General features: G+C 67.4%; 9 protein-coding genes. 7 read left to right on the forward strand and 2 right to left on the reverse strand.

What is annotated here, in order from left to right; all coding sequences use genetic code 11:
* Positions 1-15 precede the first annotated feature (15 nt).
* The gene (locus HUA74_RS37620) at positions 16-4,116 is read right to left on the reverse strand and encodes an IPT/TIG domain-containing protein (protein WP_174458448.1); all 4,101 of its coding nucleotides are present in this window, start codon (positions 4,114-4,116) and stop codon (positions 16-18) included.
* Between the two features lie 89 nt (positions 4,117-4,205).
* Complete coding sequence (locus HUA74_RS37625; protein ID WP_254625437.1) at positions 4,206-4,505, reverse strand: hypothetical protein; 300 nt, start codon at positions 4,503-4,505, stop codon at positions 4,206-4,208.
* A 583-nt stretch (positions 4,506-5,088) separates the two neighbouring features.
* Between HUA74_RS37625 and HUA74_RS37630 the strand changes: the two genes are divergently transcribed.
* The 7 genes from HUA74_RS37630 (at position 5,089) to HUA74_RS37660 (ending at position 16,022) form a co-directional block, all read left to right on the forward strand.
* Complete coding sequence (locus HUA74_RS37630; protein WP_141646601.1) at positions 5,089-5,538, forward strand: hypothetical protein; 450 nt, start codon at positions 5,089-5,091, stop codon at positions 5,536-5,538.
* Entirely contained in the window at positions 5,535-7,700 is a 2,166-nt protein-coding gene (locus HUA74_RS37635; RefSeq protein ID WP_141646602.1) for an ATPase domain-containing protein, read from the forward strand. Before HUA74_RS37630 ends, HUA74_RS37635 begins: the two co-directional genes overlap by 4 nt.
* On the forward strand, positions 7,700-9,181 hold the full coding sequence (locus tag HUA74_RS37640; protein WP_174458449.1) for a sensor histidine kinase KdpD: 1,482 nt from the start codon (positions 7,700-7,702) through the stop codon (positions 9,179-9,181). The genes HUA74_RS37635 and HUA74_RS37640 overlap by 1 nt, the downstream gene beginning before the upstream one ends.
* Before the next feature lie 297 nt (positions 9,182-9,478).
* Positions 9,479-12,094, forward strand: a complete 2,616-nt coding sequence (locus tag HUA74_RS37645) for a hypothetical protein (protein ID WP_174458450.1) — start codon at positions 9,479-9,481, stop codon at positions 12,092-12,094.
* Positions 12,095-12,379: 285 nt separating this feature from the next.
* The gene (locus HUA74_RS37650) at positions 12,380-13,309 is read left to right on the forward strand and encodes an arginase family protein (RefSeq protein ID WP_174458451.1); all 930 of its coding nucleotides are present in this window, start codon (positions 12,380-12,382) and stop codon (positions 13,307-13,309) included.
* Positions 13,310-13,318: 9 nt separating this feature from the next.
* Positions 13,319-13,873 (forward strand): CGNR zinc finger domain-containing protein, encoded by a 555-nt coding sequence (locus tag HUA74_RS37655; RefSeq protein WP_174458452.1) that lies wholly within the window; start codon positions 13,319-13,321, stop codon positions 13,871-13,873.
* Positions 13,874-14,069: 196 nt separating this feature from the next.
* Positions 14,070-16,022 carry a hypothetical protein gene (locus tag HUA74_RS37660; protein ID WP_174458453.1) on the forward strand — a complete coding sequence of 651 codons (1,953 nt, stop codon included), beginning with the start codon at positions 14,070-14,072 and terminating at the stop codon, positions 16,020-16,022.
* Positions 16,023-16,091 lie beyond the last annotated feature (69 nt).

Genomic DNA, 16,091 nt, shown 5'->3' on the forward strand with positions numbered 1-16,091 from the left:
GATGCGGGGTTCAGCCTAGCTGGCGACGGCCCGGGGCGTGGAGCTCGCGGCGGGCGTCACCTCGAACGTGGAGTTCGGGTCGGGGGGAGTCGTCCCCAGGCTGTTCGCGACGGTGATGGGCCCCGACTGCGCGTCCTGAGGGACGTGGAAGCCAAGCTGCGTGTCGCTCACCACCTGGTAGCGGTCGACCGGCGTGCCGCCATACATGAATACGCCCGTCGTCCCGGTGAAGCCCGAGCCCTCCACCGTGACCTGCGTGCCGGTGGGGCCGGACATCGGGGTGATGCGCGTGACGGTGGGTTGCACACTGGAGTCCACCGAGAAGCGCTGCGTCGACCGCGCGCCTCCCTGCGCGGTGACGACCTGGAGGGGGCCCTGGATGGCGCCCGAGGGCACCTCCGCCGTCAGCTGCGTGTCGCTCTGCACCGTGTAGCTCGCGGGCATGGCCGAGTCGCCAAAGCTGACGCGCTGCACGTCCGTGAAGCCGCCACCCCGGATGCACACCTGCGTGCCCACCCCGCCGCGCGCGGGCGAGAAGCTGTCGATCCACACCGCGTGCGGAACGGTGAAGGCCGTCGAGGACGAGCCCGGGCCCGCGTCGTTGGTGACGGACAGCGGCCCCGTCTTCGTGCCGGTGTCCACCACCGCCACCAGCTCCGTGTCGCTGTGCACCTCGTAGGTCCGCGCCGGCGTGGCGCCGAAGTTCACCCCCGTCGTCCCGGTGAAACCCTTGCCCGTCACCGTCACCTGCGTGCCCGCTCCACCGGAGTCCGGAGAGAAGCTGGCGACGGTGGGCTTCGTGCTCGTGCTCACCGTGAAGGCCAAGCGGCTCGCCGTGGTGCCCCCGGGAGTGGTGACGAGGATGTTGCCGCTGACCGCACCAGGCGGCACGGTGGTGGTGAGCCGGGTGCTGCCCTGGAGGGTGATGAGGGCCTCCGCGGTGGAGTGGGTGCCGAAGCGCACGCTCGTGGCACCGGTGAGGTTCGTCCCCGACAGCGTGACTTGCGTGCCCGCCTTGCCCGTCGTGGGCGACAGCTGGGTCACCGTGGGCGCCGCCACGCAGGTGAAGGTCTGCGACGAGTCGCGGGTGTCCACCGTGTTGGTGACGCTGACGGTGCCACTCCTGGCGCTGTTGGGCACGTAGGCGAGGAGCTGCGTGTCGCTCGTCACCTCGAAGACGCCCGCGGACACTCCGCCGAACTTGACGCCCGTCGTCCCGGTGAAGCCCGTGCCCGTGAGGGTGACGGCGGTGCCCCGCCCTCCGGTGAGGGGCGACACGTCGGTGACGGCGGGCGCGGTGACGCTCAGCACCGTGAAGTCCTCGGAGGAGTGGGCCATGCCGGAGGGCGACTGCACGGACACGGGGCCACTGGTGGTCCCCGAGGGTGACGTGGCGGTGAGCTTCGTGTCGCCCACGACGGTGAAGGGCACCTCCACCGAGGGAGTGCCGATGAGCACCACCGTGGTGCCCGACAGCCCCGAGCCGGTGATGGTCACCTCCGTGCCCGGCTTTCCATGCGAAGGCGAGACGCCGTCGATGCGCGGCGCGGGGAGCACGTTGAAGGCCGCGTTCGAGATGCCGGTGCCCCGGCTGTTGGTGACGCGCACGGGGCCGGAGGGGGTCCTCAGTCCGAGTTCCGCGGTGAGCTGCCCGTCATCCAGCACGTTGAAGCCGGAGGCGGGCACCCCGCCGAATGTCACCGCCGTGGCGCCGGTGAAGCCCGAGCCCGTCACGGTGACTTCCGTCCCCTCCGCGCCGGAGGTGGGCGTGAAGGCGGAGATGGAGGGCACCTGACTGCCCTGCACGGTGAAGCCCTCCTGGGTGGCCGTGCCGCTCGGTGTCACCACGGTGATGGGGCCGGAGATGGCGCCGCCGGGCACGGTGACGATGAGCAGCACGTCCGACACCGGGGAGAACGACGCGAGGATGTCCTCGCTGAAGTAGACCGCCTGCGTTGTGAGCAACCCCGTGCCCGACAGCTTCACGTCCTCACCGAGCTGGGCGCTGGGCGGGTAGACGTCGGTGAGGTTCGGAGCCTGGGCCACGGAGAAGGGCTGGGTGCTCACCGCGCTGCCCGCGGCCGTGGACACCTGGATGGGGCCGCTGGTGGTTCCTTCCGCGACGCGGGCGACGAGCTGCTTGTCGCTCCAGGTGCGGAAGTAGTCGGCGGGCGTCTGGTTGAAGCGCACCGAACTCGCGCCCGCCAGCCCCGTACCGGTGATGGTGACCATGGTGCCGGGCGCGCCCCCCTTGGGGTTGAAGTCCGTCACCACGGGGGCGGCGGCCCTCTTCACCGAACTGGACGCACCCCGCTGGGCGCCGGAGCCGCCGGGCGTGAGCTGCCCGTAGAAGTACACGCCGCTGTCGAACAGGATTTTCTGGAGCGCGAACGTCTGCCCCGTGCCCTTCAGGTCGATGAAGTCCTGCAGGTCGGCGAGCGTCGACTGCGCCTTGTTCTGGATGAAATACATCACGGCCATGTAGATGCCCGCGATGACGCCCGCGAGCATCGCGATGATGGGCAGGCCGCTGCCCATCAGTGCCTCGAACGTCTGCACCACCGGGTCGCTCGTGTCCGGGGTGATGCTCACCTTCGGGTTGGCGATGTCGTAGTACGGCTCCTGCACGCCCTCCTTGTTCGCCTTGACGGTGAGGGTGAGGGTGCCGGACACCGAGACCTTCATGTGATGCGCGGTGCCCTTCATCGCCATGGCGATGCCGCGGTTCGTGACGCTGAACGTGAGCGAGGTCAGGTGCAACGTTGAGCCGTTGAGGCTGGCGTCAGTGGGCTTGATGAGCGAGAGCACCGGCGGGCTCCCCGTGACGTGCAGGTCCGACTCGGGGATGTCCATCTTGTCGGCGATGTTCGGCAGCATCTGCTCCAGGAGATAGGCGTCATCGATGAGGATGGCGGCGTTCTGCTGCGCGGAGGTGGTGAACGCGGGCGCGGTGGGGAAAGGCACCGGCGCGGGCCAGCTCGGCGGCGGCGCGTGGCCGTTCATCAGGAGGAGGATGCAGTCCGGGTCGTTGCTGTCCGTCACGGAGAACACCGCGGTGGTGGGCAGGCGCGGCGGCGCCGCCGTCACGGAGAGGGACTTGCCCTGGGTGACGGACGACTGGAGGAGCGAAAGCGTCGCCGACTCGATGAGGGACGAGACGCTCGACGGGGGGCTCATCGTGACGGTGAAGGTGTTCTCCGGGTCGAGGAACCAGAGGAAGTTGTGGGCGTTCGCGTCGTCCTCGGACGTCGACTTCGAGGCGGTGACGGACATGGCACCTCCCTGGAGCGAGCCCTGCGTCTTGTTGACGGCGTTGACCACCTGGCTCGACTCGAACGTCCACACGCCCAGGAGACCTGGCTGGGGCAAGGGCAGCGTGGCGTTCATGGCCTGCTGGAGCTGCGCGGCGGTGCGAGCGACGTTCCACAGCCGCACCTGGGTCAGGTCTCCTTGAGAGCCCTGGCCGAAGCTCAGGTCCTTGCCGGAGGTCTTCTGCCGCGAGGACAGCGTCGCGGTGCCCTTGGACTGGCCGTCCACGTAGAAGGTGATGACCTGCGCGGTGACGGACACCGCCACGAAGTGCCAGAGGCCGTCATCCAGCACCGCCGCCGTCCCCGGAGCCGGGTAGCGCTGCCCGCCCCACGTCACCACGGGCAGGCCGTCCTCCACGCTCAGCGAGAAGCCCTCCGCGGGCAGCGACACCAGTGTCCATGGCGCGGTGGAGAGTCCGCGCACCCAGGCCTCGAGCGTGAGCGCCTGACTGTCCAGGGTCCACGTCCCGCCCGCGAGCGCACGGCAGTCTGCCGCGCCGTTCGTGGCGAGGTACGACGCCGGATAGACGCAGCCCATGGCGAGGCTCGCCAGCTTGATGCCGATGCTCAGCGTCCCGTCGATGTCCTGGCGCGCCACCGTCCCCGTGCAGGGGGCACTGAAGACGACCTCGCCCGCCTTCGGGTCCAACGTCAGCGCCAGCTCCGTCAACCCCAGCGTCACCGAGCCATTCTTCAGGGGAATGGTCGGGTCCTCCGCCCCCGCGCTGAAGTTCTTCGCCATCGTCGTCAGCAGCGACGCGTCCAGGTTGACCGCCGCATCCCACCCTTGATTCACATCCGTCATGACTGTCTCCCCCTCTGTGGCGCCCCAAGCGCCAGGCAAGGTGGGAGGAGGATGCGCGGAGGGTATGGAGGAAGTGTGGAGGGCCGGGACTACCAGGTGCCGAGGGTGCCCAGCAGGTTGCCTGTCTTCGCGTCAAAGACATCCAGCCACATCCAGTGTGGCACATAGAGCCGGTCGCCCCGTTTCCGGATGCTGGAGGGGAGCGAGCCGTCCTTGGAGCGGGGAATGGGGACATCCCAGGTGGCGACCCCGGTCCTCGCGTCCCGGCGGACGAGTTGCATGCCGCCCGCCTTCAACCTGTAACCCACGTAGATGAGCGCTCGCGATATGCGCCGGGAGTCCCCGCGCCCTGGCGGCAGGGCGGCGCTCGCATGGATACGCTGCGACATGCCATCGCGGTCGGGCGCGTCATGGGGTCGATGAATCTCCCAGCGAGTTTGTCGCCGCGAGGCTGGGTAGTTGGAAGGTGTCGCGGCGGACTGCTCGCGTGAGGCTCCCGTGCTCCCAGCCGTCGTGCCGACCCGGCGGCGCTCAGCAGCGGAATATTCCTGAAGGTGGGGTGGCGGAGCCCTTGCGAGCCACCTTGTGGTATTGACTGGCGTACGAACTGGCGCACATCCCGCCTGTCAGCCGCTCCTCGATTGAACAATCGACCCTATATTTCCTCGAAGTACCAGCCCTGCGACTGAGTCGGTCTGACGCATCTGTTCGTCCGCCTGTGTGCAGCCCGTACGGCCCCGTCCATCTCGACGGGGCGTCCAAAACGACGAGAGCGGGAAAGAATGCGATGGGCAGTCAGAGCACTTCGGGCGTGCATCACCCAAGCCACGTCAGCCCTGGCGTCCCGGCTTCCGCTTGGCACCGGTGAGCACGTGGGCCGCTCCACCGCCACGCTGAGCACGTTGCTCCTTCAGCACGGGGACGACGCCCTTCCAGCAGAGATACGGGGCGCTCAGGCGGGTGAGGGCAACCGTGCTTGACGAAGGTCGACACGCGACCTGCGTCGACGCCTGGCTCGACCGAGCCGACAGGAATCTGTCGACGGAGGCCTTTCTCCAGCTCTTCGAAGCGGCCCTCACCGTGCTGTGGAAACAGACGTTGACCACGCTGGGAGAAGTGACTCTGAGCGCCATCGCTGGACGCGTTCTGCACAATGCCTCCGAGCAGTTCCCGCTCTTCTCGTCCCTCAAGGTCGAACGGCAGAGGGGGCTCCAGTTCGAAGAGCTCCGGGCACAGGTCCGCGCCGGGCGCGACTCCGGTTTGAGGGAGGGCAGTCGATTCGTGCTCGTGGAGTTCCTCACCGTGCTCGGCAACCTGACCGCTGAAATCTTAACGCCGGAGCTGCATGCGGAGCTCTCCAAAGTCGCACTTCCGGAGGCGGTTCGCCCACGCGTCGCCGCGGGCGAGGACACAACGTCATGACGAAGAGATTCGAAATCCCGCGCCTTCAGACGGGCGTCCCCAACCTCGATGAACTCTTCAAGGGCGGCCTGCCCAAGGGCTCCGTCACCGCCGTGTGCGGCCCGCCCGGGTCTGGCAAGACGACCCTCACCCAGCAGATCTGCTTCCACAACGCCTCGGCCGCCCACCGCGTCCTCGCCTTCAACACCCTCTCCGAGCCGACCGCGAAGACGCTGCGGCACCTCCAGCAGTTCTCGTTCTTCGACCCGAAGAAGTTCGAGGAGGGCGTTCAGTTCGTGGACCTCGGCGCCATGCTGCGGCTGAGGAGCTTCGATGCGGCGCTCGCGCTCATCATGGACAACCTCAAGCAGGTCAAGCCAGACATCGTCGTCATCGACAGCTTCAAGGCCTTTGACGACCTGGCGACCTCCAAGGAGGAGCTCCGGATGTTCGGCTATGAAATCGCCGTGAACCTGATGGCTTGGGAGACCACCGCGCTGCTCCTCGGCGAATACGGGCCCGCCGACTACGAGAGCAATCCCCTCTTCTCCATCGTCGACGGCCTCCTCGTCCTCTCCCAGCGCGTGTCCCAGGGCGAGCAGCAGCGCTTCTTCAGGATCGTCAAGATGCGGGGGACGGACCACAGCCGGGACGAGCATCCCTTCCTCATCACCTCCAGCGGACTGGAGATGTTCGCTCCCCGCGAGGCCATCAAACGCGAGTCGATTCCGGAGAACTCGCAGGAGCGCTGCAGGACTCACATCACCAAGCTCGACGAGATTCTCGGGCCCGGCATCCCCTGGGGGTCCAGCCTCCTCCTCAGCGGCGTCGCGGGCACTGGAAAGACCGTCCTCTCTCTCGAGTTCATCTACCGGGGCGCGCTCGCGGGCGAGAAAGGCATCCTCTTCTCTTTCGAGGAGAGCGAGGAGCGCCTCCGCGCCGCCGCGAAGGGCCTCGGCTGGGAGCTCGACAGGGAGATTGAGCGCGGCATGGTGGAGATCGTCTTCATCCCCCAGCCCGACATCATGGTGGAGGCCCACCTCTTGATGATTCGCGAGCGCATCAAGGCCCTGAAGGCCCGGCGCGTGGTCATCGACTCCGTCTCGGTGTTCCTGGACAAGGTGACGGACCCGCAGCTCAGCCGCGAGAAGGTCTTCCACCTCTGCAGCATCGTCCAGAACGCCCAGGCCGTCGGCTTCTTTCCCACCGACATCCCCTACGGCTCCCATCAGGTCAGCCGAAGGGGCGTCGAGGAGACCGTGGTGGACGGCGTCATCATCCTCAGCTCCACGGAGGAGGGCCTGGAGCGCGAGCGCTACGTCGAGGTGTACAAGCTTCGCAACACCGCTCACCTCAAGGGCCGACACGCCATGGCCATTGGCGCCGGGGGGGTCTCCATCTTCCCTCGTTACGGAGAAGAGCTCCGCGTGGAGGCTCCTCCCCCCGCGCTGGAGGCATCCTCCCGGCTGCGCTCTGGCACTCCCGGGCTCGACGGGCTGATGGGCGGCGGGTTGCTCAGGCGAAGCGCCACCCTCGTCTCTGGCAGCGCGGGCGTCGGCAAGAGCACCTTCGGAATCCAGTTCCTCCTGGAGGGCGCCAGGGCTGGGGAGCCGGGCCTCTATGTCTCGATGGAAGAGGGGCCCGAGCAACTGCTCGCCAGCGCCGAGGCCCTGGGATTGCCGCTGCGCGCGCAGCTCGACGCGGGCCTCATCCAGGTGCTCTACGTCTCCCGGGAGCACCTGCGCGCGGGGCAGTTCCTGACCGTGCTGTCGGACCGGATCATGGCGCTGAAGGCCTCACGCGTCGTGCTCGACGCCGCGACGCAGCTGCTGACCGCACACACGCCCATCGACGAGTTCCGTCACGTGCTCTACAAACTGGTGGTCCGCTTCAAGACCCTCGGCATCACCAGCGTCCTCACGCTCGAGTCGGCCTCGCTCTTCTCCATGGAGCGAGTCACCGACCAGGGGCTCTCCCCCATCGCCGACAACCTGCTCATGCTGCGCTACGAGGAAGCAGCGGGCCGCCTGGCGCCTACGCTGACGGTCGTGAAGACTCGTGGCAGTGAGCATGATCGACGCACGTATTTCATGACGGTCTCGCGGGGAGGGCTGCGAATCGGTTCGTCCGTGAGTGAGCTCCCGACGCCTTCCTGGTCCGCCCCCGAAGACACGAGGCGCTGATGAGCTCTGGTCGGCGAAACAAGGGACCCCACCCTGATTCGCGAGAAGAGACAGGCGGGCAGCGCACGCGGGACCCGCCCCCCGCCGACCCTTCGTTCGCGAGCCTGGAGCAGGCCTATCGGCGGCTCGAGCACCTGTATGAAATCAGCAAGCTCTTCGCGAGCTTCGAGAGCGTCGCGAAGTCCTTCGACCCGGCGCTTGGCATCCTCGCGAAGTCGCTGCCCCTGCGCAGCGCGGTCCTCATCGAGACAGAGAACGGCCGGTCGAAGATGATCGTCTGGCCGTCCGAACTTCAGGATTCCGAACGGCTGCGAGCGGTCAAGGAACACGCGGAGGCAGCCTACGCCTACCTCGTCGGCGCGAAGTCGACCGAGTCCCTCGGACTGAGTGAGCAGCCGGGTGAGACCCTGCTGCCCTGGCAGGAGAAGCTTGAAGGGAACGAAGAGAAGCGGTTCATCGTCATCCCGCTCGTGGTGGCCCAGCACTCACTCTTCGGTGCCCTTCAGCTCGAAGGGGCCATGTCCCTCGACAAGAAGGACCTGATCTTCGTCAATGCCATCGCCAATCAGCTCGCGATCGCGCTCGAGCGCGACCGCGCGTGGCGGCGCGACATCACCCGACGCGAGAACGCCGAGGAGGAGCGTTCCCAGGCGGAGACGCGAGGCGCCGCGGCCGACCGAGACCGCCTCGTCGCCGAGAGTTCGAGTGACAAATACGAGGCGCTCGCCAGGGAGAATGCCCAACTCTACAAACAGGCGCAGGTCGCGGTGAGAGAGCGTGAGCAGATCCTCGGGGTGGTGTCTCACGACCTGAAGAACCCCCTCTCGACCATCATCATGACCGCCGGCGCGCTCACACAGCAGGGAGCCACCGCGAGGCGGCGGACCGAGCTTCCTGTTCCCCTGGGGGTCGAGCGGATCCAACGCGCGGCCGAGCGCATGATGCGGCTCATCGACGACCTGCTCGACTTCGTGAACATCGAGCGCGGGCACCTCTCCATCAAGCGTCAGCCGAATGACGCGGGCGCGATGGTCAACGAGACGCTGGCGAGCTTCGAGCGCGTCGCGCAGGAACATCTGCTGACGATGACCGCGGAGGTCGAGCCGCGCCTCCCGCCCATTCTTTGCGACAGCGTTCGCATCCTCCAGGTTCTGTCCAACCTGGTCGGCAATGCCACCAAGGTCACCGCGGAGGGCGGGAGCATCACCCTCAGCGTCGAGGCGCGTCTGCACGAGTGCATGTTCGCGGTCGCGGACGATGGTCCGGGGATTCGGAGGGAGGACATCAAGCACCTGTTCGACCGGTACTGGCGCAGCGGCGAGACCCGGTACGAGGGGACGGGCCTGGGGCTCGCCATCGCGAGTGGAATCGTCGAAGCACACGGTGGCCGCATCTGGGTGGAGAGTGAGTGGGGACACGGCGCGACGTTCCGCTTCACGGTGCCTTTCGCCGAGGACGTCGGCGTGGCCGCCACGCCGTGACGTCACGCCCAGGGACTCCCTGGGGGCAGTCCTGGCGAAGCGCATCGACTGAGTCATGTCTCGCGAAAGCAGTGTCATTCCCGAGGCCTCGCGGGCTCGCGCGCTATATCGGGCGATTCGGAATGTCAAAACAGTCACCACACCTGGCATGCCCGTCGCGACGTCCCCTGTGACACCCTGGCGTGTCTCCTGAAACAGGGTATTGGCGCTCAACCAGCGGTTCCACGGTTGCATCAGTTACGGCCGTACCGTGGCTCGCGCCGGTTTCCAGCGGAGACAACTCGGATGAGAACGTTATTGATTGCAGCATGTACGCTCGGGCTTCTGGCCTGTGGCGGCGAAGAGGCGGTTGTTCCACAGGAGCCGTCCTCCCAACTCCAGGCCGCCAGCGGCTCCATCGACCTGGATGGCGTCTATCCACCGCGCCCGTGGACGGCGCCAGCGCTGCTCGTGGACAGCAACTTCCCGAATGGCGTCCTGAACTTCGGGACGGCCAGCAACTTCATCGCCTTCTATGCCGCGATGGACTCAGTCACCGGCGGGAGCACCGGCAGCAGCGGCCTCACTCCCTTCAGCGCCTCCGCCACGACGAGCACCACCACCAACTCCCCGAGCTTCCAGGTGCGACTGTACGCCGGACAGATGCTCGAGGTCGGCACCTGCGACCTGGACGGCGCCTCCTTCACCGGAGACACCCTCCTGCGCCTGGCACTCGTCGGGGGCGCCGAGGTCGCGTCCGGCGACGACGCGTGTGGCGGCACGGGCAGCCGCATCTCCTACACGGCCCCCAGCGACGGGGTCTACGAAGTCCGGATGGGCTGCTATTCGGACGGCGCCTGCAGCGGCACCGTCAGCTACTCGGTCCTGTCGCCCGACGCGAACGGGGCGCTCATCGGCGCACGGACCTTCACGGGCTCGAACACGAACAACGCCAGCACCAACTACTCCACCCTGGTCCTCCACCTGACGCAGGGGCAGGTGCTCGACGTTGGCACCTGCGGCCTCGCGGGCTCCGGTCTGGTGGGTGATACGTACCTGAAGCTCATCGACGCCGACGGCAATGTCGACCTCTTCGGCAGTGACGACGCCTGCAGCGACCACGGCAGTCGCATCGCCTACACCGCGGACCGCACGGGTACGTTCGAGGTGCGGCTCGGCTGCTTCTCGACGGGCACCTGCCAGGGAACGGTGGTCTACAACATCACCGCGGCTCCCAGTCAGGACCAGATGCTGCCCGCCGGGTTCGTGAGCGCGAAGACGTATCTGGACAACGCCCGCCCGGGAGAGCAACCGGGTGACGCCATCGTCGACGTCGACTACGCCGAGTTCGTCGACGACCTCAAGGCCTTCCTCGCCGAGGACGACACCCTGCGCCGCCTCGTCGACCAGGAGCTCCAGGTGATGGTCGAAGGCCAGCTCTACCAGCTCACCAACCTGGGCGTGTTCCAGGTCGACGCGGCGTCCATCCCCGCCTATCGCGCCTGGCTCAACACCCATGCCTATGCGATGAACACCGACCCCAATTTCCAGTCGATTCCGGGAGAGGTCGCCCTCCCCAACGGCGCGTATCAGGTCCTGCCGGGCGTCATCCGCAAGGTTGGAAACTTCGGCACGCCGTCGGTGAAGCTGCTCGGCTTCGACGCCGAGGGTGGCGGCGGCGGAGGCACCACGCTGGCCATGGCGGACTTCGCCGACGAGCCCTCCGCCGCGAGTGGGGCCACACAGGTCGCGGACTTCCTCGGCCGGCAGCGGGGCGCGCCCCAGGCAGAGGATGATTCGCGGGTCCGGGCGCTGGGCGGCACGGAACTCGGTCGAATCTCGTACTGGTCCGGCAAGGTCAACGCGCACAAGGCCGCGGGCGGAGCCTGGCTCAAGGACTCCGATTGCACCTCGGGCGCCAGCATCGCGCCGCTCACGTACTGTCGGAAGTTCTTCCCGGGGACGAGCTCGGTCACCGCGGTGTCCGTCACCGCCAAGCCCCCCAACCTGTGGAACGTCGCGGGCTGCGGTCAGACGTACTCCGGCAACGGCCTCCAGGAGTGGATCTGCGATGGCGCCTCCACGCCTCCGCCCAGCTGCAACCTGACGCCGCCCGCGTTCAACATGCCTGCCTATACGGTCGGCTCGAACTTCAGTCGCTCCGAGTCGGTCGGCATGCCCGGCAACAGGCGCTTCGTCTTCAAGGCCCAGTCACCCGGCTTCCAGTTCAAGCTCTTCGGCGTCGAGGTCGGGTTCCACAAAATCGACATCAAGGCCAAGCTGCAGCGCAAGAAGCGCTTCCTGGGCATCGGCTACTGGGGACCGTCCTACGGCGATGAGATTGTCGTCGGCATGGACAACATGAAGCTCGATACCAGCTACATCGTTCCCTATCCCCAGTACTTCAACACCCTCGTCAAGCCGAAGCTCAGCAGCCTGGCTGACTACAAGATTGGCAACTGGGTGGTGAAGGCGGCCAACATCGCCGTGAACTTCAATCCTCCCGGCCCTGGGGGCCCCATCACCACCCAGAACGTCGCGGACTGGATCAGCGGGGCCATCAACACGCTCATCGGAAGTGTCTACACCAACGTCTGGAAGGCCATCGAGCGGAACGTCATGGATGCCATCGACTGGACCTACAACACGCGGTACGCGGCGCACACCAAGATGGTGAGCGACATCAACGAGGCACACAAGCTCCGGTGGGTCTCCGGCCAGGGTGAGAAGCCCCAGTGCTACAGCCACCAGAACACCTGGTGGTTCGACGCGAACGCGGGCATCCGCTACGTCCAGAATGGCGGCGTCGCCGGGCCGCCGGGCACCCCGCCGACCCAGGTCAACTACAAGTACTCGATGAAGGCCGGTAGCTTCTACGGTCGCACCCGCATCGGCGGCTCCTGGTACGGCCTGCGCTTCGTTCGCCTCCCGTAGCGGACCAGCGGGCTGACCCCTTCGCCATGAATACGAGGGCCCCGGCGCACTCAGGCGCTCCGGGGCCCTTGATTCACCACTTCATCGTCGGGGTGGCTCCACTCGAGTGGCGACCCCGGAGCTGCTCCAACAGATCATCTTGCTCTTGAGGCTCGGTGCCCCCTTCGGGTGCCCATCGTAACCACCCATTCAACTTGGATGGTTGCATCCGCCCAGCACCGGGGCTACCTTCATCGAAACCACTTAAATCAATACGACGGTTACCCATCCGTCCGCGGAGTGCCCATGCCACCGCCCATCGCCCTCATCGCCGCGCCCTCTGGCCTTGGACTCAGTCGCCCCGACAGGCGGACGCCTCGGGTGGACCTGCTTCCGGGGGCCCTGCTGGAAGCGGGCCTGGGACATCGGCTCAAGGCCCAGGTCGAGCACACCGTGAAGCCCGGTCCCTATGAGCCCCAGCGCGACAAGGAGACCCGGGTCATCAACCCACGAGGAATCGCGGAGTTCAGCTCGCGGCTCGCCGACGTGGTGGAAGGAGTCGTACGCGACAGGCGCTTCCCGCTGGTGCTCGGAGGCGATTGCAGCATCCTGCTCGGCTGCCTCCTCGGCCTGAAGCGCACGGGCGCCCACCACGGCCTCGCCTTCATGGACGGGCACACCGACTTCTGGCCCCCCGAAGCCTCCGAGCTGGGCGGCGCGGCCGGCATGGACCTCTGGTTCTCCTCCGGGCGTGGCCCCGCGGTGCTGTCCAACCTGGAGGGACGCGGGCCCCTGGTGCGGGATACGGACGTGGCGGTGCTCGGCGTCAGGGATTTGGAGCACTGGGGCGCACAGGTCTCCGCCGAACATGTGCGCGACACCGCCATGGGCTGGATGGACCTGAACACGTTGCGCCAGGACGGCATCGCCGCCAGCGTGGAGCAGGCCCTCGCGAGGTTCCGCGCCTCCGGCGTCAGCGGCTTCTGGATGCACCTGGACGCGGACGTCATGGATGACGACGTCATGCCCGCCGTCGACTCCCGCCAACCCGACGGACTGAGCGTGGAGGAGCTGGGCGAGCTGGTGGCCCACCTCGTCGCCTCCGGGCTCGCGGTGGGAATGGACGTCACCATCTACGACCCGAGCCTGGACCCCGAGCGCCACGCGGCCCGCGCGCTGGTGGACAGCCTGGCCACGGGGCTGGGGGCCCTGGTGCCCACGCCCAGGACGCGATAGGCCCCGGCCATGGCCGATGCGCACAGCCCCGGGCTCCCGACGGATGTCGTGCTGCTGCTCGACTTCGTCAACACGCTGGACGTGGAGAAGCTCGTCGACGCGGTGCCCACCTCGGACGCACTCACCACCTGGTGCCGCGCGCGCGGCCTCCTGTCTTCAGCGGAGACCTTCTCCCCCGAGTCCTTCAAGGCCGCCATCGAGGCCCGTGAGGCCCTGCGCGCCGTGCTGCTCTCCCATACCGGAGAGCCCCTGCCCGCCTCCGAGCCGCGCATCCTGGACCGCGTGGCCGCCTCCAGTCCCCTCACCGTCGGCTTCGGCCCCGACGGCGTGCGGCTGCGTCCCGCCGGCACGGGCGGATGGAAGGCCCTGGGCGGACTGTTCGCCGCCGTCGTCTCCACCCAACGCGACGGCCACTGGCCCCGGATGAAGGTCTGCGCGGCGGGCGCCTGCCAGGAAGCCTTCTACGACACGTCCAAGAACCGCTCCGGACGCTGGTGCTCCATGGCCGTCTGCGGCAACCGCACCAAGCTCCAGCGCTTCCGCACCAGCCCCCCCAAGCGCTGATCCACCGCCACGACACGGCGTGAGCACCAGGCACACATCCGGTGCCCACCTTCGCTCCACGTATGGGTTCCGCCCCGATTTCTCACTCCGTGACAGGGCTCGGCCCGCAAAACCCCACGAACTTCCAGCCCGTACGCAACCTCTCGCTCCTTCTCCCGAGAATTGGGAAATTCGTACGACTTCGAGGAGAGACACCATGGGTACCGAGCGCATTGGTGACGGTGGGGCAGCAGAGGCGGCACGACGTGCGGCGGAAGCGGCTCGCAGGGCCGCGGAAGAGGCGGCGCGTCGGGCAGCGGAAGCCGCTCGTAAGGCGGCGGAGGCCGCCGCGAAGCAGGCCGCCGAGGCCGCTCGCAAGGTGGCGGAGGCGCAGAAGAACAAGTCGACCTTCGAGCCCGCTGGCGCGAAGAACAAGCTGAACCTGGACGGCAAGAGCGCGCCCTCCACGTCGCTGTTCTCGGAGAACAGCAAGGACGGCAAGGTCAACTGCCTCGACAAGGCCGCGGACTTCGTCAGCAAGTCCTCTCCGGAGCTGCAGGGCCGCTCGGACCTGGTGTTCCTCAAGGACTCGCGCCCGGGTGCCGAGGGCCAGTCGGGCCACGTCGTCGTCCGCCAGGGCGAGCGCGTGTTGGACCCGAGCAACGGCAAGAGCTACGAGGACATGCCGGCGTACCTGAAGGAGCAGCCTCACTACAGCGAGGCGGGCACCATCCCCGGCACGTCCGCCGCGAAGATCTTCTCCACCGAGGCGGGCTCGCTCGAGCGCACCCAGGCCCTGGCCGACGCGAACGTGTCGCCCGAGCTGCAGAAGATGATGGTCGCCGACTACCCGGCGGACATCGGCGGCGCGCCCAACCCCGTCACCACCGAGCCGTACGAGACGAAGATTCCGGGCCAGGCGGGTCCGGTGTCCGTCGAGTTCAGCGACACGCTCGAGAAGGACGTGAAGAAGGAGGACGGGTACGTCACCGTCTCCATCAACGCCGAGACGTCCGTGTCCGCGTCCGGGACGGTGGAGTTCACCAAGGCCAAGGTCGGCGTGGGCGCCTCCGTGGAGGGGAGCGTCGAGGCCGGCAAGACGATGACGTACGAAGTGAAGATGAAGGAGGCCGACTACGAGAAGCTGAAGCGTGGCGAAATCGCGCCTCCGCATCCGCTCAACGCCGAGACGATTCCGGACGGCACCTCCGTGAAGATGGAGCAGGGCCAGTTCGCCGGCTACGGCCTGGACGTGGGCCTGTCCTACCACGCGGCCGAGCTGGGCATCTCCGGCGACGTGAAGTCCGGCAAGGGCATGTCCATCGAAGTGAGCCGCGATGGCGACAAGCTGTCGATGACGGCGGGCCCCACGGAGTTCATCGAGAACAACGGCAAGGTGAGCCTGGGCGTGGGCCCGGTGTCGGTGAGCATGGGCCGCTCCGACACGCTGAAGGAGTACAAGCTGCGCACCGCCGAGTTCGACCTGTCCAACCCGGACGGGAAGAAGGCGTACGACGCCTTCGCGAAGGACGGCCGGATGCCGGAGAAGGAAGGCCCGGGCGTGGCCAACACGCTGCGCTTCGACAAGATCAACTACGAGTCGACGGGCGGCAAGGTCGGCATCGACGTGGGTCCCTTCAGCATCGAGTCGGACGGCACGACGAACACGGGCGAGTACCTCATCACCCACCACCCGGATGGGACGAAGTCGATGACGTCCGACATCACCTACGGTGGCGACCACCCGGACGTCACCATCGAGCAGAAGTACGGCACGGACGGCAAGCTCATCCCCGGCTCCGAGAAGTTCGCGATGAAGTTCGACACCAAGGACGACAACGCGCGCGAGCTGCTCGTGTACTCGTACACGGGTGACTCGGCGAAGGCGAAGGCGGCCCGTGAGAACGACAAGCCCATCACGCTCAACCTCACCGCCAGCGACATCCAGGAGATGCAGCGGCGCTCCGGCATCCAGGCGGAGAACGGCGGGCACATGGGCATCAACGTCCTGCTCACCGACTACGACGGCAAGCCGAACGACCCGCTGATGGCGGTGCGCAACATGGCCTGCTCGCCGGCGTACAACGAGTACAAGCTGGCGGAGAGCTACTTCGGGCTGTTCCAGGACGGTGGCAAGAAGCCGCTGCCCGGCGAGCTGGTCATCGGCTGAGCCTGACCGCTTCGCCCAAGGCCCGGGTCCCCGAGAGGAGGCCCGGGCTTTGTTGTGTCTTGAGCGGAA

This window comes from Myxococcus sp. CA051A (genome assembly GCF_013336705.1).
Taxonomy (GTDB): domain Bacteria; phylum Myxococcota; class Myxococcia; order Myxococcales; family Myxococcaceae; genus Myxococcus; species Myxococcus llanfairpwllgwyngyllgogerychwyrndrobwllllantysiliogogogochensis.